Here is an 18,186-nt window from a genome sequence, read left to right as displayed (position 1 = left end):
TATCTCGTATCTCGTATCTCACGCCAATAAAAAAACCGCCACAAGGGCGGTTTTTGAAAACATGATGATGTCGGCTTAGAAAGAAGAAGTATCTTGGAAAAGGCCGACCTTCAGGTCTTTTGCTACGTAGATTTCTTTACCGTCTACCAATACGCGACCATCAGCAACGCCCATAACCAGCTTACGGTTGATAACGCGCTTCATTTGGATTTCGTAGGTCACTTTCTTCGCGGTAGGAAGAACTTGGCCAGTGAATTTCACTTCGCCAACACCCAATGCACGGCCTTTACCTTCGCCGCCCATCCAACCAAGGAAGAAACCAACAAGCTGCCACATTGCGTCAAGTCCCAAACAACCAGGCATGACTGGGTCGCCAGGGAAGTGACAATCAAAGAACCACAAATCAGGGCTGATATCTAACTCAGCGACGATGAAACCTTTACCAAAGTCACCGCCTTCGTCAGTGATGTTGGCAATACGATCCATCATTAACATGTTTGGCGCTGGCAACTGTGGGCGACCTGGGCCAAAAAGTTCACCTTGGCTTGAAGCTAGCAGGTCTTCCCTAGTGTAAGAATGGCGTTTCATTTGCATTATACTGTTCCTTCGAAAAGATAGTGGCACTTTAGCGTACACGTGTACGCTAAACAACTCGGATCAGTGAAGGAGCCAGCTTTTAAGCTTAGAAATTAGTGATATGTGACGATGCTCACCGTGGTGAAACGCCTCAATACGCTCTGCTATTTTGTCTAACAGGGTCTCTTCTTGTTCTTCCTGTTCTTCTTGAGCACGTTTTTCTTCTGGCTGTTCATTGTCGCCACTGAAGCGAAGTCCAGTAATGAGCGGAAATGCCTCTTCAACATCTTCAATCGCCCAAAGGTGGAATTGGCCTTCGCGAATAGCCGTTGCCACGTCGTTACTTAGGCACAAAGCGTTGAGGTTCGTTTTCGGCAAAATCACGCCTTGAGAACCGGTTAGGCCACGGTTTTCACAAATGTGGTAGAAGCCTTCAATTTTCTCATTGATCCCACCAACAGCCTGCACTCGGCCAAACTGATCAACGGCACCTGTAATGGCAATACTTTGGTTGATAGGTTGTTGAGCCAACGCACTGACAAATGCACATAGCTCGGCAAGAGAGGCGCTGTCACCATCGACTTCACAATAAGATTGCTCAAACACGATAGAGGCGGCGTAAGGTAGAGGCTCATCAAGATCAAGCGCTGCGCTGACGAAGGCTTGCATGATCATCATACCTTTGGCGTGAATGTTGCCTGCCAAATCGACTTTGCGTTCTACGTCGGAGATGTCGCCATCACCAAAGTGAACCACACAAGAGATACGTGCCGGTTCGCCATACGCCATCGGGTGTCCTGGCATTTCAACAACGGTTAAGCCATTAACCTGACCAATGTGCTCACCACGGGTATCAATGAAGACTTGGCCTTTATGGATGTCGTCTACGGCGCGAAGCGGCAGGTAAGATTCACGGTAGTATTTCTCGCTAATGGCTTTTTGTACATCGTCTTCAGTGACGCTGTCACCTTTAGCTTGGTAATCGGCTTCACGAAGCAGTGACTGAATCCATAGCGGGCACAGTGGCATGCGGTCTTGGTCTTCCGTAAAGCGCACGCCTGCTTGCATCACGCGTTTTACTGCGCCAGATGTCAGAGGTTTTACCCCATAGGAAGATTGAAAGCCTTTTAACACAGAAAGGTAATCGTCGACGCTCTCTGGCGTAAGCAGCATGTCGGGTTCGTATTCGGTATAGATGCCTAAACCATGCAGTTCTGGCTCACCATCTTCGAAATCATTCATCAATGAGCGGTCACCGATAACAATCAGGCGTACTGATAATTCTGATGGGTTAGGCAGTTCGCAATAAGTGTCTGGCTTTGCGCTTTTCCAAGGTAGGTTGCCGGTGCACAATACGTGCTTGAGGCGGCTCCAGATATTGGGTTGGCTGATGACGCCTGTTAGAGAAATGAGAAGTACACCGCCATTTGCTTTGTGAAGCAGCCCTTCAACGCTCCGTGACATTGTCACATCTTCGTTGGTGGGATACACTGCGCCAAACAATTGAGTTTCATCGAAATTCTCAGCGACAACCACTGGCATATCAGTCGATGGGAGTTTGTTGACCACGATATCTTTCACAATGGAAAGGTAGTCATGGACATCTGGCGCCGTGACGAGCAGCAAACGTGGAAAGTGCACTTCATGCACAAGACGCTGAATGCTGTTTGTTAACCTTGGTTGCAACGCACAAGGGGTCATTGCGGTTAAGGCTGAGTAGTTTTCAATCTGTTGTTCAACATTCGAAAACTGGGGAACTACGGACTGCCAGGTAACTTCTTGCATACGTCTGGGATTCAACTCTTGGTGTGTTATTTACCGAGAGTATAAAGGAAGAAGACCCAGCAAAGTAGATAAGATCATCCCTTGATACACGGTTATCGCGACGTTCGGCGAAATAAGTTGCTGAACGTCACGAGTTTGAAAATGATATCGCCGAAATCAAAGGGATAAGCCAAGATGAGTTTGATTAAAAAATAATCTACTGTTACGCTGTCACTGTATTAATGTCTTTTATTGCTCTCAACTAAAAACATACTAAGAATATGAAATATCAACAACTTGAAAACCTCGAAGCTGGATGGAAGTGGGCCTATGTGGTCAAAAAGCATAAAGAAGGGGCCAACGTTACGCGATATATCGATACGAGCGAGGCGCAAGCCGCTGTTAACAGCTTGATGTCAATAGAACATGAGCCAACAAAAGTGATCGAATGGATCACTGAACACATGTCTCCTGATCTTGATAACAAACTGAAGCAAGCCATTCGTGCGAAGCGTAAGCGTCACTTTAATGCTGAACAAGAACACACACGCAAGAAATCAATCGATCTTGATTTTCGTGTTTGGGAAAAGCTGTCCATGAAGGCGCAAGACTTAGATGCGACATTGTCTGACACGATTGAATACTTGTTAGGTGAAGCTAACCGTTCTCAAAACGCCAATAAAAAGGTAGATGCGCTCAAGAAAGACTTGAGTAGCTTGTTAGATATGTAAGGTGAGATCATGGAGTATTTCTTAGCCGTTAGCTTCATTGCTTTGTTTGCGTTTATCGCGGTCGATCGTCCCATTGTTTATATTCGCTTTAAAGATGGCGAGGTGACGAAAACAAAGGGTAAAGTCCCGCACGGCTTTCTGCATGACTGTGCTGAGATCTGTAAACGCACGCCGTTCACGGGAACGGTGAAAGTGTATAGAAATCGTTTCAAACCCGCCAAATTGGTTCTCTCCAAAGGGATTGATAGCAAAGTTCAACAGCGCATCCGCAATGTTTTCCCGCATAAATCTTTCAAATGAATTCACAAGTATCTCCGATAGCCTTTCGCTTAACGCGAGGGGCTGATCTAAAACAATCCGTTCTCGCATCTGTGCAATCCAACAATATTCAGGCCGGTTGTATCGCCTCTGTTGTGGGTTGTTTATCAAGGCTCTCGTTACGCTTAGCTGACGGTCGCTCTGTTGTCACACTGGATGGCGCGTATGAAATCATCGCCGTGTCTGGCACGTTGACACCTGAACATGTGCATCTTCATCTATCTGCTGCAGATAGTGAGGGGAAAATGATAGGTGGGCATTTGATGGAAGGCAGTATCGTCAGCCATACGGCAGAAGTATGCTTACTTTCTTTTCCTGCCATGGCGTTTACGCGAGAGTATGATGATGACACGGGGTACACCGAGTTAGTCGTTAGCTAGTCATTGCCGCTGATATCACTTTTGTAGGCATGCGCTGTGTGCTAAATAGCTGTAATAAATAAAAAAGGGCGCATTACGCGCCCATTTTCGTTTTAGCTTGGGTTGTTGTTTACCCAGTCAGTGACTTAACACGGAGTAGTGCGTTATTTCACTTCCATGGATTGCGGCCTTGAGAAATCAAGATACTGTCCATTTCGTGCTTTTACCGATTTAAGTTCTTCATTTGTCATGCTTTGGCTAAAGGTCGCCGTTCGGTGGTAAGACAAGTTTGGCCAATCGCCTAAACGAACCTTCACGCCTTCGTCGGCATAGACATACACCTCGTGTTTTCTGATCCAGCTTGGAAGTGCATAACCAGAACGCTGATTGGCGGCTAGGCAGTATTGCTCACGGGTTTCTAAGCTCACAATGCAGCCAAGCGGGGTCGCGCTTTTTTCAACACGCATAGAACGTGGTGCTGAGAAATCGACGTAATCGCCACTTTGTGCAAGCACATTTGTGAGTTTGTGGTTTTCAACCGTTCCTTCAAATGCTGCAATGCGGCCGTAGGAGAGGTTCTCGTAATCAGACAACACGACTTTCGATCCTGGCTCTGATTGAACATATACCTCATGGCGTTTAATCCAGCTTGGCAATGAATAACCCGCACTTTTCCCTACCGGCAAACAATACCTAGCGCCTGATGACAGACTCACGATACAGCCTTTTGGTTTGGTGACGTTGTCACCTCCGATGGTTGTTACGGTCGGCTTCACCGTTGAAGCGTCTATTTGTCGCGTGGAAAGAGTGCGTCCATGACACCGCACTTCGGCCCTTGTTACACCAAAGGCGCGTTGAATATTCACATTGAACTGGTTCATTTGATTTGCAGAGAAACGTTTGTCTGCAAGCGCAAAGTGTCGGGTACCTTTTTTGCGTGTTTCAACGACTAACTGACACGTAGACTTCGCACCATCTTGGGCGTAAGTCATGCCATAGGCCCCATGCGTGGCCGGGTAGATGTAACTTTGCAATTTGTTCTCGGGATCGTAGTAACCAAAGAGCGTCGTAACAGGTATGCCTTGCTTTTTGGGGATGCGAGCAACACTCAAGTCTGGCTTATTTGTGCGGTTCCAAGTCTTTCCATTCGAAACATAGTGCCATGTATTGCCGTTTTGAATGGTTTCAACAGTATTGTTCACATGCACGCTAGAGGTATAGCCCGCACGGTGCGAGATACTGATCACTTTGCCGGTATTCGAGCGCTTCGCATTGGGCAGATAAATATCGCGCGTCCAATCGCCGTTGCTAAATGAAATATTGATCAGCGTGTTCGTCGATAACAGGGCGGTTAAGCTTGCTTTCGACACCTGAGAAGGACCCGCAGTTGCAGTGGTTGCATTGTCGACCTTTAGTGTCCACGCTTCCATCGCTTGGGTTTTGTTATTCCACGTTGAAAAGCCCGTTGGCGACGACGTATCAAATACGGCTTTGTTTTCGAGAAAGCGCTGAATACGCTGCGCAGTATACGGTGTATGGAGCGTGTAATTGTTATAGGTCGCATCGTAGATCCCACCGCCAGCCATCGCATCCTTATTGAATGCAAAGCCTTCAAATGCCTCTTGGCATTGATCGTTAAGGCACGTTGCTTTGTCCGTCTTCACTCGTGAAAAATTTGGAATGAACGTATTGGTATCTGCGTCCCAGCCCCATGTAGAGTTCACAGCATTTGGAGGACGGTGAACTGAACCATTAAAGCCGCCCGGATAGTGGCCCATCCCATAGTTATGGCCGAGCTCATGGCTGAATTCGTTCCCTTTACTGTTTAGCAGTGTCACGATGCCAGCACCGCCAGAAAGACCATGCACCACGACACCGTTTTCATAACGCCCTAGTGTGTTATGTGCGCTGATTTGTGCGGTAGCGTAAGGGTGGCTTCCTCCGGGGGCGGATGAATGAATGCCGTAGTTGGCGTTATTGATGCCGAGCGACATTAAGCGCTTCCCAATGGTTTCGCGCATGCTGCCTTTGTGCACGCCGCCAGTATCAGGGGCGAAATCTGTTAGCAGTGTGCCATCAGGCATCATGACTTCTTTAAAGTGCAGTGGTGTGAAATTGTTAACGATAAGCTTGCTGGTGGGCAATGTTTGGAAATACTCGCGAATCAACTCAGGCTGCGTTTGCATCTCGAATTGATCGCGATTAGGCGTCAACATACCCACATCGATTGTGTTAAGAAAAACCTGAGTCGGCGCGCCGACGTTCACACCGTTTAATGTGCCTTGCTTGCCATTGGCAGTAAACGTAAAGGAAACACCGGGCTCGATGAATTTCGCCTCCAAGGCCACTGACCAAAAATCACCGTATTTCACTCGACCAGCATTCGCGTCTACATCGCTGAACCAGCTTCCATTTAAGTAACGAAAAACGCGCGTATCGCCACGATTAACGGATAAGCGTTTACCCGAATACTTCACCGTAGAACGGTAGCCAGCATCAGAGGACACAACGACAGTGCGGCCATCAGCCACGTTTGCGTCGGGCAGTGTGAATGTGTCGACCCATGCACCATCGGCTGTTTTAAGCTGAATGGCCTTAAACTGCGCTAATTGTGCAGTGAAGAATGAGGCGTCTTCAAACTTCTTAAGGGTGCTTGTGCCTGAAAATGATCGGTCATAAGCGTTTGGTACCACAAAGTCACCAGCGTTTAGCCCTTCAGAAAGCCCACTTCCAGCGATGCTAGGAAGTGCGTCTGGAGATGCCATGTCAAACTGTGCTTTCAATGTGTTGTCTTTATCAAACACAGACACACGCACTTGATCCGCGTTGTTTCTATCGTGTTGAGATAGCTTAATCATCACCAAGGTTTTACGTGCACCAGTGAGGTGAGGTTGCGTGTCGCCTTGAATGTGTTGTTTAGCAGGAATAATGGCATGCTGCGCAAACATGACATAGCCAGGCAATGCACCATCCAAGTCGTTAAAAAAGTTGTTGTTGAATGTCGCGACTGAGCTAGTGGCCGTGTCAGCCAAAGAGTACGGAGAGGCAAAAGCGAGTGCGAAGGCTAAGCTCGTTGAAAGCGTTGTTCGGTGAAAGGAGCGTTTTCCCATGATTGATGAGCCTTATGAGAGTTAAGTGGCTCATTAATATATTCATGTGTAGTAGTGTTGTTTGCATCAATGATTGGACATGCGAATGTATTTACAGTTGCGTAGATAAAACCGTGAGTGATCTTATCTAATGTTATGATTAATAATCACTAATTTGGGTTATTCATATTAATGATTGTTTACGCATTAAAGTGAGAGAATCTTCGGGGTGAGTACAAAATAATATGCATAACCAGCCAATTTGATGAATGAAGCGCCCAAAGAGACAGCGTCTAGCACTTCATCACAGACGAATTTTTCATTCACTAGCCGTTTTTCAGAGCTTTCCAGTTTAGACCGAACTTGGCCAAGTATTTTTGAAGCCTTGAGGAATCATTGGCTTGTGTTTTTTTCGTTCGGCTAACGTTAAACAATTCTCGTCCAGCAGCTGCCATCGAATCATGCCGTGCGCAAATATCGAGGACGAACTGCAACTGGTGCTTATCGAAATCATCAAGATCCATGAGCACGTCATCCCTCAGCACGTTTAAGGAGGAAGTGGCCAATGACGGTGTATCGCTTGGTGACCAAGACGCTGTGAGTCGTTGCACTTCGTCATTCACGTCTTCGACAGAAATCCGAGAAGAGTCCGCCAATGTGCCTAAACGTGTAATGGCAGAACTCAGGTCGCGGAAGTTACCTTGCCACGTCGCCTTGCTTGAATGGGCAAATTGGAGAAAGGCATTTCTCGCTTCCTTGTTGAATCTGATCCGGTGTCCGTGGTTTTCAGAGAAAGATCGCAGCTCATATTCAAGGTTAGCGTCTAGATCTTCTTTTCTGTCTTTTAAAGCGGGGAGTTGATACGTCCAAAGGTTAATGCGCGCCAGTAAGTCATTACGAAATTCGCCACGTTCAACCATGGCTTTCAGATCGCGATTGGTACCGGCAATCAGTTGGAAATCACTTTGGGTTTCGTTGTCACTGCCTACAGGGTGGAAGCGTTTATACTCGATAGCATGTAACAGCATGGCTTGTTCTTCCAAACCCAGTTCACCAATTTCATCGAGAAACAATAACCCATTGTTAGCCCCCATTAAGAAACCGTCACGCGCTGACGATGCGCCAGTGAATGCGCCCTTGGTATGCCCAAACAAGGCAGCCATTGCATTCATGCCTTTCAACGTCGCACAGTTCACCACAACGAGTTGTCCTTTCAACATCGAGCGCATTTTCTTGAGCTGATAAATACGTTGAGCGAGCTGACTTTTCCCTGCGCCTGTCGGGCCAGTGAGAAGAATAGGGGCGGTGGAACGGATGGCCACTTTCTCAATCTGAGTAATAAGCTGATTAAAGGCGGTATTCTTGGTTTCGATGCCCGACTTGAGAAAGGTTTCGCCTTGCAGGCTCGCGTTATCAAAGCGCGTGGCGAGTTGGTCATAACGCGATAAATCCAGATCAATGAGTTGCACACGACCTATGGATTTGTCTTCCTTACTGTTGTCAGGGGCGGTTTGAATGAGCTTACCGGGGAAATGACGACTTTCCGTTAAGAGATAGCTACAGATCTGCGCGACGTGCGTGCCCGTCGTAATGTGGAAAAGATACTCATTGTTCTCGATATCAAAATCCATCGATTCACAGAAATCGTAGAGCTTGGCGTAAACCTCTTCGAAATCCCATGGGTCATGGAAGTTCATTTCGCACACATGCACTTGAGTATCACTCGACACCGCTTTAATGTCTGATGCGACAGTTTTGGCAAGACGCAGGTTGTGATTGTCATGAAGCAAGTACACTTCATCTATCGGTAACGCTTCTTGGCTGACAAGGCTCACATTCGGTCGCCAACGGTGGAGACGATCAACGTGTTTCCCAATTCTGTCTAACTGCGTCCCCAGTAAGCTCAGCGCAATCGTCTTCATTCTATCTATTCCCTTCGCCTGTCATTCAATCCTATCTATATGGATAGAAGGCATATCCGTACTAATCAAATCGTGTGTTTATTTTTGAAGGGTAAGCAGCACTCTTTTTTGTTTTTGCGTTTTTAAAGTACGAATAAACAGAGACATAAAAGTATTTCTTCGCCTTTAACCGTTTTTGGCATGCAACTTGGAATACTGAGTCTGTGATTAGCGGTGGTGACTCAAACGCTCACGCTGGTGCACATCACACTGTGACTGTGTATTCCGATCACACACCTCAGGAGAGGGACAGTTTCCACTGTTATGGGTTCGATTCCCTTATTGACTAGATAGCTCAGGGGTAGAGCGACGAAACCAAGTTTTGTGTGCGTAGGTTCGATTCCTACTCTAGTACCCAATTGGTAGCTCAGTTGGTAGAGCGGCGAAAGCAATTTCGTTTGTCGCGGGTTCAATTCCCGTCCAATAACTTTATGTATCGAACCACGGCGTAAAACGGGCTGGCCACTGCCAGTCAGATGCAAATGAAACAGCGTGATTCAGCAGGCAGGACGCCACCTGAGGCACAAGTTTGGTTTGCCCCTGAACGGCATGTTTGTCCTTTTTATGCTCAACACCTTGGCAAAATTGCTCGTGATTAGACGAATGATTTAGCACGGTACTTTAAGGAAGAAAATGATGTTTAGAAAAACCATTAAAATTGCAGAAAATGAGCGCGCACTGGTATTCAAGAACCAACAACTTAAGGATGTGCTCATGCCGGGTACCCATAAGGTATGGGATATTTCCGATGAGGTTAGCTTTCAAATCTTTGACATTGATTCGCTGTATTTCTCCCCAGTAAGTGGTGAGCGCTTGTATCAAAGCAATGCTGCGTTGCGTGACCAGATCACGCATGAAAAGCTGGACGACACGGAAGTGGGCTTATTATTTGTGAATGACATGCTCAGAGGCGTGGTTGCGCCGGGCGAGCGGCTCTTTCTATGGAAAGAAGCAGGTAATATTCGTGTTGAGCGAATCGACATTAGCACGCAACTGCAACTCGCCGAACAAACCTTGTTCCTCGTGAACAAGGCGGGCGCAAATACCGCCTCAAGACTGATTCGAAGTGCAGAGACAATCGCGATCAAGCCGATCATGAATGCCGTGGTGAAGAATAACCATGTTGGATTGCTCTATGTGGATGGCAAGCTGGTGGAAACACTCGAGCCGGGGCAATACGGCTATTGGCAGTTCAATCGCGACGTGACGCTTAAGACGTTCGATACGCGTACTCAAATTTTAGAGATCGCCGGGCAAGAAATCATGACGAAAGATCGTGTGAGCTTGCGGATTAACTTAACGGCGAGCATACGCGTTATTGATGCGAAAACGGCTGCGTGTAACGTCGAGAAGCTCGAAGACTATGTGTATAAGCTGCTTCAGCTTGCGCTTCGGGAAGCCATTGGCACCAAGACATTGGATGATCTTCTGCTGGATAAACTCTACGTCGGCGAAACAGTGAAAGAACTGGTGACAGAACAACTTGCTGATATTGGCGTCGCGCTGGGAAATGTGGGCATGAAAGACATTATTCTGCCGGGCGATATCAAAGGGATCTTGAACCAAGTGGTGGAAGCGCAGAAATCTGCCGAAGCGAACGTGATAAAGCGTCGAGAAGAAACCGCGGCAACCCGAAGCTTGCACAACACGGCCAAAGTGATGGAAAACAACCCAACGTTAATGCGTCTCAAAGAGCTAGAAGCGCTGGAAAAAGTCGCTGAGAAAATTGACAGCCTGACGGTGTACGGCGGGTTAGATGGCTTGATGCAAGGCGTCGTAAGAATAACGTAAATATTGGGCTTCTTTCTGCTTAAACAAAGAGCACCGAAAAGAAAGAAGCGCGAACTGAATAGGGAAATCATGATGTGTACTGAGAACTACATAGAAATTAAGCAAGACGATAAAACAACGATCAAAGCGTGGACCAAAGGTGTCACGTTTGAAGATAAAGCACGCGCACAGCTCGATAACATTGCCAGCATGAATATTGTGCATTCGCATATTGCCGTCATGCCCGATGTGCACCTAGGCATGGGGGCAACCATCGGCAGTGTGATTCCTTCTGTGAATGCTGTGATTCCTGCGGCAGTTGGCGTGGATATTGGTTGTGGGATGCTCGCGACAAAAACGTCGCTGGTGGCGTCACAACTTCCCGATAACCTCAGAGATATCCGACATGCATTTGAATCCGCGATTCCTCACGGTCGCAGCTTGAGCAGAGGAAAAACTGACAGAGGTGCATGGCACAACGTGCCCGACATCGTGGCGCAAGAATGGAAGAAACTGGAGGTGCGTTTTGAGGCCATTTGCCATAAACACCCAGCGATCCGAAAAAGTAATCATGTTAAACACCTAGGAACCATGGGAACGGGGAACCACTTCTTGGAGTTGTGCCTCGATGAAAACGATTCGGTTTGGATCATGCTGCATTCCGGCAGTCGTGGTGTTGGACATCGTATTGGTACGTATTTTATTGATTTGGCGCGCAAAGAAATGGAACGTCATCAAATCAATCTGCCAGACAAAGATCTCGCTTACTTGGAAGATGGCAGTGAGTACTTCAATGACTATGTCGAAGCAGTAGAGTGGGCACAGGATTTCGCCGCGAAAAACCGTGAAATCATGATGATCAATGCGATCTCTGCACTTAAAAAGCAGATACCGATGACCTTTGAGACTGTAGATGTTGCCGTTAATTGTCACCACAATTACATTTCCCGTGAGCAGCATTTTGGCAAAGCCTGCTATGTGACGCGTAAAGGGGCGGTACGGGCAGAAAAAGGCGAACTCGGTATTATTCCAGGTAGCATGGGGGCGCGTTCTTTCATCGTGCGAGGGTTGGGAAATCCTGACAGCTTCAACAGTTGCAGTCATGGCGCAGGGCGAATCATGTCGCGTACTCAAGCTAAGAAGGTGTATGACATTTCCGATCAGATTGCCGCGACAGAAGGCGTTGAGTGCCGAAAGGATGCATCGGTCATTGATGAAATCCCTCATGCTTACAAAGACATTGATAAGGTCATGGAAGCCCAAAAAGACTTGGTGGAAGTTGTTCATACACTGAAACAAGTAGTTTGTGTTAAAGGCTAAAGTGGTGGATGCGCGCGTTGAGAAAGCGCGTGTCTTCGCAGTGCTATTCATTATTTAAATACACCCTTAACGCACTATAACTTATATGTGTGAGCTTGCCACAATTTCGCCATAATTGGTCTGAATTAGCCATAATTGAACCCCAGAACAGACAGAATGATTTGATGTAATGATGCCATTCAAAACACAGAGAGGACGAAGCAATGGCATGCTTACCCAACGTCAAACCATCAGGTTTAGAGTCCAATAATGACAGTGAAAATGCTGTCGACACCAAACGTCAATTTAAGCTGTGGACATTGGCGCTGCTGCTGTTTATCGCTACACCTTTTGTTACCTTGGCCAATGAGCAAGAAGGCGGGCTATTTCTTCAAATGGTGAACAGCCATCAGAATCTATGGAGCGAAGCCCCACAGTTTTCAACCGATGCTGACATGGAAGTGAATGGGTTGATTAATCGCGTTACCGTGACGCAGACGTTCACCAACCCGACAGACAGTTGGGTGAATGCGCGGTATCTTTTCCCATTGCCACAAAACGCAGCGGTAGATCGACTGACTATTCGTGTGGGTGAGCGCATCATCGTTGGCGAAATCCAACCAAAACAAAAAGCCCGAGAGGCCTTTAACAAAGCCGCAGCAGAGGGAAAGAAAACCTCGTTGGTTGAGCAACATCGCTCGAACCTGTTTTCGACACAGATAGCGAATGTTGCACCAGAAGAAACCATTATTGTTGAAATTGAATACCAAGAAACCGTGAAGTATGAAGACGGGGAGTTTAGCCTCCGTTTCCCGACCACCTTTACGCAAAAATACATCCCTGGTTTACCAGTGCCTTCTGTTGGTCAGCTTAGTCCTGCAGAGAAAGCGATTAAGAGTGACAGTGCAAATGCCCTTGTTCATGCAGAGAATGTTGTCGGCACCAATGAGGAAGCAACTTCACCAGAGAATGCTGCAACGGCGATATCATCAAGTGATTCTGTTTCGCAAGAAACGCCTGTTTTAGCGCAAATGCACAATGGCTGGGCGGTCGCCACACCTCAAGTACCGGATGCCAACGAAATCACCCCTGAATACCGTGATCCGCTGATTGATGGTGACATTCAATTTACGCTGAGTATAGATTTGAACACAGGGCTTGAGTTGGATGCCGTCGAAAGCCCATCCGCGGCGATCAACGTTCAACAAATCTCCCTGACGCGCTATGCCGTCACGCTCAGTCAAATGGAACTCGCCAATAAAGATTTCGAATTGACGTGGCGTCCAACTGCCGGCTTTAGCCCTGTTGCCGCCATGTTTGTGCAAGATACAGCAATGGAAACCAGCGCAAATTCAAGCGTCGAACTCGAAAGTGAAACGCGTTATGGATTGCTGATGGCCATGCCGCCGCAAACGAATGAAAGAACCAGCATTCCGCAGAACATTACCTTTGTTCTAGACGTATCAGGTTCCATGTTTGGAGACGCAATGGAACAGGCAAAAGAGGCGGTTATCTATGCCTTAAACCGTCTTGATGCCAACGATTATTTCAATCTGATCATCTTTAATGATGAAACAGCATACTTGTCAGACACACCACTCATCGCCTCACTTAAAAATATCGGGGAAACCATTTCTGTTGTTGAATCACTCAAAGCCGACGGTGGCACGGAAATGGCTGCCGCCATTGAGCTTGCTTACGAATATGCGCCAAAAGAAAACTACGCGAACCAAATTGTTTTCATCACAGACGGTGCAATTGGTAACGAAGCGGAGCTCTATGCATTAATCCAAGAAGGGCTGGGAAACAGAAGGTTGTTCACTGTGGGAATTGGCTCAGCGCCAAACAGTGCTTTCATGCAGCGCGCGGCGATCAGCGGAAAGGGCACCTTTACACATATAGGCCAACTCAACCAAGTGGTCAGTGCCTTACAGCCGCTTTTCGACAAACTATCAAGCCCAGTGATGCAAGACATTAAAGTGACGTGGCAAGACGGCACGCCTGTTGATGCATGGCCTTCGCCAGTGCCGGATCTGTATAAGCATCAACCCTTGACGTTAGCTTTCAAAATCCCGTCAGAGGCAAAAACATTAAACCTTTCAGGAAAACTCAATCAACAAGAGTGGCACTACAGCATTGATTTAGAAAACGTAGGCGCCGGGCAAGCAACGGGCATTGATGTGTTGTGGGCGCGTCAACAAATTGAAAGCGTTACCTTGGATCAAACCTTGAGCGCTGACCAAAAAGAGAAACGCATTACCCAGTTGGGGCTAGACCATCACATCGTGACAAAGCACACCAGTTTGATCGCGATTGACCAAACTCCAACACGTCCTCTTGATGAAAAAGCCGCGTCGTTCAATATCAATCCACACAAGCCTCAGAATTCAGCGAATGGGCAAAATGGCGTGATGCTACAAAGCGGATTGGGAAGCACGATGGCAATGCTGCTTGGTGGCATTATCGTCATGCTGAGTGTGTTTGCATGGTGCTGGTCAGGTCGAATGCGCCAAGATCGCGAGGTGTGGGAGTCGTTGTCATGAGCGTATTTAAGGTGCGAGTCAAACCGTATGGTCACTACTTTCAACGCGTTAATTGCTTCGCCCAAATAAACCTTCGCAAAGCCGTGATCTTTTCAGTATTTATGATGGGACTCGCGCTGTTTGGACACGGTGTTTACATTCAAGCCAAGGCTGAGTTGGCACAATTACTCATCGCCCATGCATGGGAGAGCCAACAACGAACAGGGGGCGTTCATCGCCCTTGGCCGTGGGCCGACACATACCCGATTGCGAAAATGGGCGTCAATGGTGAATCTCCTCAATGGGTGTTGTCTGGTGCAAGCGCGCGAAATTTGGCATTTGGGCCCACGCTACAAATGAACACCGCCTTGCCTGGCAAACAAGGGAACATGGTGATCTATGGACACAACGACACGCACTTTGCGGGCTTAAGCCAGATTGAAATCGGTGATGATATTGCGATTGAGGACGGCGGTGGGCAACAGCGCTTTTACCAGATTCGTGATTTTAACATTGTCGACGAATCAGAAACGCAATGGATTCAAGATACGCCGGACGACCGTCTAACCTTGATTACCTGCTATCCATTCAATGCGTTAACGGTAAATGGCCCCCTGAGATTCGTGGTGATAGCAACCCCTAAGGAAGAAGAAAGTCATTCGACCACACAAGATGAAACATTGCAGGACATAACCCGTGATGTGTTATATTCCGGCGTTAATTCAATAGGATACTGGTTATAGACTAGATAAGAATATAACAGTGTAACGCACTATAACTTATAAATTACCCTCAATTAAGTCACTCCAATAGTGGAATTACCTATAGAGAAAACACCAGGATTCAACTAACGTCAATTGGTTACGCAGAGACAAAACCAATGAATTCAAACACGAATGACAAAAAAAAGGACGCTTAGTTAATAAGCGTCCGAAGGGAGGCTTTGAGGCAGTGTTGTTATTGTTAAAGCAGGCAAAGAGCAACTTTTCTCAAGCAGTGAAATACTGATGCAGTGCCTTATTGCGTTTGAAGCGAGTGACGGGTATCGATGTTTAGCGTGTCACTCACGTTTAATAACGCCATATCAGAAGGTTAGTGCAACAGTGAGAGCCTGCATGGTCGACATGTAATAGTTAGAAAGTGGTCAACAGCATTCCAATTGAGAGGCAACTCAGTTACAGATTTTGGCGGTCTAAGAGGGCTGAAATCACACAAATCATCGGCCATGGCGTCTTGTCTGATGGGGGGGGGTGTTTGCCACATTTTAGTGCGCGTTGATATGGATACGCCCAAAAAGTCGGCAGACTAGAAAGGGATAGTGAGAAAGGCTGGGCGTTAGCCGTCAGAAAATTTTACGCTATGGCGAACATTATGTGCTTAAGATCTCATAATTTTTAACCTATTGATATTGTTAGGTAATTATAAGCCCCTAACATTAAGGGTGTCAGTGTATTTTACACTGATGATTCACTTACAATACGTATGGTTTATAAAAGCGGAGAATGTATTGGCAATAAACGGTGCACCTGCTTCATTCAAATGACATACAGAAATATTGACAAAAAGTTTCGCAGAGGTGTCGAGAATGAAAGTATCCCACAGAGTCGCACTGGTATCGACGGTGATTGTTGTTATCGTCTTATCGTGCTTGTCATGGTTTCAATACGTAAACGTAAGAACGGAGCATCTTGAAAATAAGGAACAAAGCGTAAGTGAAGCAACCTCGGTCATGGGGGACCAAATTACTTATTGGCTTAACGGCAAACTTGCCATCATCAATATGATGTCTGAATCCATTAACGCAGACTTTAGTGAAACGACAATACAAGACACCTTTAATCTTCCTTTATTAAAGAAAGAATTCATTCTTATTTTTGGTGGCTTAGAAACAAATGGAGAGAGAATCACCAACGATCTCTCATTGAGCCCAGTGGGTTGGGATGCCCGTAAACGTCCTTGGTATCCCGTTGCACGTCAAAACCAAACAGCAGTGCTGACAGACCCTTACCCTGATGCCGGTACAAAAGAGATTCTGATCTCAGCGGTTGCCAACCTCTATGACGACGGAGAGTTCAAAGGCGCATTTGGCGGTGATTTAAGCCTGAAAAGTGTATCTGATGCCTTAAATACGCTGAACTTCCGCGAAACCGGTTACGCCTTTTTACTCAGTGGTGACGGTAACATCATCAGCCATCCAAACGCCGAAATGAATGGACAGCCTTTGTCAGCATTGTTTGATGGAAGCATCCCTGAGATAGAGTCACGCTTCAACGAAACCACAGTTGCAGGTCTGCCAGTGTTGACGTCATTCGACAAATTAGAAGGGTTGAACGGCAATGATTGGTTGATCGGTGTTGTCTTGGACCAATCAAAAGTGATGGATCATACCGATGCATTTGCGTATACCGCCGCAGGTGCGACGGCATTTTGTGCCGTGCTCATAGGGATCTTGCTGAGCATGGTGATTTCAAAGCAACTTAAACCGCTTGATACACTTCGCCAAAGTTTGCAAGAGATCAACAGCGGCGATGGCGACCTAACAAAACGCGTTGCGATAAACAGCAAAGATGAGTTTGGCGGTCTGTCTTCCGATTTCAATGGGTTTGTCGCTTACCTTCAATCCTTGATCGGCCAGATTAAAAACACCTCAACAGAAATACGAAACAGCAGCGAACTCAACGTGAGCAACGCGACGGCATCTTCATCAGGGATTGAAAACCAGCTACAAGAACTCAACCATGTATCAGGCGCGATGGCTGAGATGGCGAGCATTTCTGAGATCGTTGCTGATAGCGCGCAGCGCGCTTCACAATCTGCCATAGAGACGGACCAGGTTGCGGAAAAGGGCGTTGATGCCGTAAATAAAACCGCTAGATCGATTTCTACCTTGATGGTTGAGATGGAGCAATCCGTCGACAAAGTGAAGGCATTGGCAGAATACAGCGCCAACATTGAATCAATCCTAACGGTCATCACTGGCATTGCAGAGCAAACAAATTTGTTGGCACTCAATGCGGCGATAGAAGCGGCGAGGGCAGGTGAAATGGGCCGCGGCTTTGCCGTGGTTGCGGATGAAGTACGTGCTTTAGCGTCTCGCACACAGTCATCGACAGAAGAAATAAAAACCATGATCCATCAACTTCAAGACGGCGTGCGTGAAGCTGAAACCGTGATTTTGGGGAGCAGAGACACGGCCAGTAATGCTCAGAACATCGCCCATGATGCGGATGACGCATTGAAAAACATTCGCGACCACATCACCGAAATCAATATGCTCATTGCTGACATTTCGGGTTCATCAAGCAAACAAAGCAACACCGCCGCTGAGATAAACCAAAATACCGCAAACCTCCGTGCCATCAGCGAAACGCTCTCAAACCAAGCGAGAGATCAACAACAACGCTGCATCGGCGTCGCGGAACTCACCGGCAAACAAGACGACGAACTCGGGAAATTTAGGGTGTAGTGTCTTCGTTAGATTAAACGAAAAAATGAAGCGGGCTCTTATGAGCCCGTTTTACATTACATTCGGCGTAGGCAAACGCGTTAAACTTAAAATGTAATATTCAGTTTTCCAGATGGGGAAACAATCCAATTCACACAGGGCAAATTCTTCGTCTTTGGGTGTAATGATAACAGCGCGGCGTTCGTTGATTCGAAATCTTGGTCAATGTGAATCATTCGGCAAGTAACCAGGTTCGATGGTGAGTAGATTGTCTGATATTGAATTGATCAGCAGAATCTAGATGAACAATGAAAGATATAAAATGATGCTCTGTGAATTCTGGCAAATGCAT

At 46.9% G+C, this 18,186-nt stretch carries 12 protein-coding genes and 2 tRNA genes; 10 read left to right on the top strand and 4 right to left on the bottom strand.

Going from position 1 to position 18,186, the window contains the following annotated elements; genetic code table 11:
• Positions 1–75: 75 nt before the first annotated feature.
• Positions 76–594, bottom strand: coding sequence for a bifunctional 3-hydroxydecanoyl-ACP dehydratase/trans-2-decenoyl-ACP isomerase (gene fabA, locus BCT27_RS22165; RefSeq protein WP_017011043.1), 519 nt, complete (start codon positions 592–594; stop codon positions 76–78).
• A 63-nt stretch (positions 595–657) separates the two neighbouring features.
• Positions 658–2,361, bottom strand: coding sequence for an AAA family ATPase (locus tag BCT27_RS22160; protein ID WP_102396786.1), 1,704 nt, complete (start codon positions 2,359–2,361; stop codon positions 658–660).
• 260 nt (positions 2,362–2,621) lie between these two features.
• Between BCT27_RS22160 and matP the strand changes: the two genes are divergently transcribed.
• Genes matP through BCT27_RS22145 form a run of 3 tightly spaced genes read left to right on the top strand, consistent with a single transcriptional unit; the run spans position 2,622 to position 3,769 of the window.
• Positions 2,622–3,071: a macrodomain Ter protein MatP gene (matP, locus tag BCT27_RS22155; RefSeq protein ID WP_102316515.1), complete on the top strand. Its 450-nt coding sequence runs from the start codon at positions 2,622–2,624 to the stop codon at positions 3,069–3,071.
• A 9-nt stretch (positions 3,072–3,080) separates the two neighbouring features.
• A complete protein-coding gene (locus BCT27_RS22150; protein ID WP_017011046.1) occupies positions 3,081–3,371 on the top strand; it encodes a DUF3634 family protein in 291 nt (96 codons plus the stop codon).
• Positions 3,368–3,769 carry a PPC domain-containing DNA-binding protein gene (locus BCT27_RS22145; protein ID WP_102396785.1) on the top strand — a complete coding sequence of 134 codons (402 nt, stop codon included), beginning with the start codon at positions 3,368–3,370 and terminating at the stop codon, positions 3,767–3,769. Before BCT27_RS22150 ends, BCT27_RS22145 begins: the two co-directional genes overlap by 4 nt.
• Positions 3,770–3,912: 143 nt before the next feature.
• Here BCT27_RS22145 and BCT27_RS22140 read toward each other — a convergent pair whose 3' ends face one another.
• Entirely contained in the window at positions 3,913–6,858 is a 2,946-nt protein-coding gene (locus BCT27_RS22140) for a M66 family metalloprotease (protein ID WP_102396784.1), read from the bottom strand.
• Positions 6,859–7,163: 305 nt separating this feature from the next.
• Positions 7,164–8,759: an RNA repair transcriptional activator RtcR gene (rtcR, locus tag BCT27_RS22135; protein WP_102396783.1), complete on the bottom strand. Its 1,596-nt coding sequence runs from the start codon at positions 8,757–8,759 to the stop codon at positions 7,164–7,166.
• 322 nt (positions 8,760–9,081) lie between these two features.
• On the opposite strand from rtcR, the gene BCT27_RS22130 reads away from it, so the two are divergent.
• From BCT27_RS22130 to BCT27_RS22100, 7 genes are all read left to right on the top strand, one after another.
• Positions 9,082–9,156: transfer RNA gene (locus BCT27_RS22130), tRNA-Leu, on the top strand.
• Positions 9,155–9,225 (top strand) — tRNA-Cys (locus BCT27_RS22125). Before BCT27_RS22130 ends, BCT27_RS22125 begins: the two co-directional genes overlap by 2 nt.
• Positions 9,226–9,431: 206 nt before the next feature.
• Positions 9,432–10,589, top strand: coding sequence for a slipin family protein (locus BCT27_RS22120; RefSeq protein WP_241908626.1), 1,158 nt, complete (start codon positions 9,432–9,434; stop codon positions 10,587–10,589).
• A gap of 69 nt (positions 10,590–10,658) precedes the next feature.
• Positions 10,659–11,888, top strand: a complete 1,230-nt coding sequence (locus BCT27_RS22115; RefSeq protein WP_277872033.1) for an RtcB family protein — start codon at positions 10,659–10,661, stop codon at positions 11,886–11,888.
• A 203-nt stretch (positions 11,889–12,091) separates the two neighbouring features.
• The gene (locus BCT27_RS22110; RefSeq protein ID WP_102396780.1) at positions 12,092–14,410 is read left to right on the top strand and encodes a marine proteobacterial sortase target protein; all 2,319 of its coding nucleotides are present in this window, start codon (positions 12,092–12,094) and stop codon (positions 14,408–14,410) included.
• The gene (locus BCT27_RS22105; RefSeq protein ID WP_102396779.1) at positions 14,407–15,132 is read left to right on the top strand and encodes a class GN sortase; all 726 of its coding nucleotides are present in this window, start codon (positions 14,407–14,409) and stop codon (positions 15,130–15,132) included. The genes BCT27_RS22110 and BCT27_RS22105 overlap by 4 nt, the downstream gene beginning before the upstream one ends.
• Positions 15,133–15,974: 842 nt before the next feature.
• Positions 15,975–17,855 (top strand): methyl-accepting chemotaxis protein, encoded by a 1,881-nt coding sequence (locus tag BCT27_RS22100; RefSeq protein ID WP_102396778.1) that lies wholly within the window; start codon positions 15,975–15,977, stop codon positions 17,853–17,855.
• Positions 17,856–18,186: the final 331 nt, after the last annotated feature.

Source organism: Enterovibrio norvegicus, from assembly GCF_002876705.1.
Taxonomy (GTDB): Bacteria; Pseudomonadota; Gammaproteobacteria; order Enterobacterales; family Vibrionaceae; genus Enterovibrio; species Enterovibrio norvegicus_B.
Note: the sequence above shows the minus strand (reverse complement) of the source record. Positions and strands in the feature narration are given on the sequence as shown.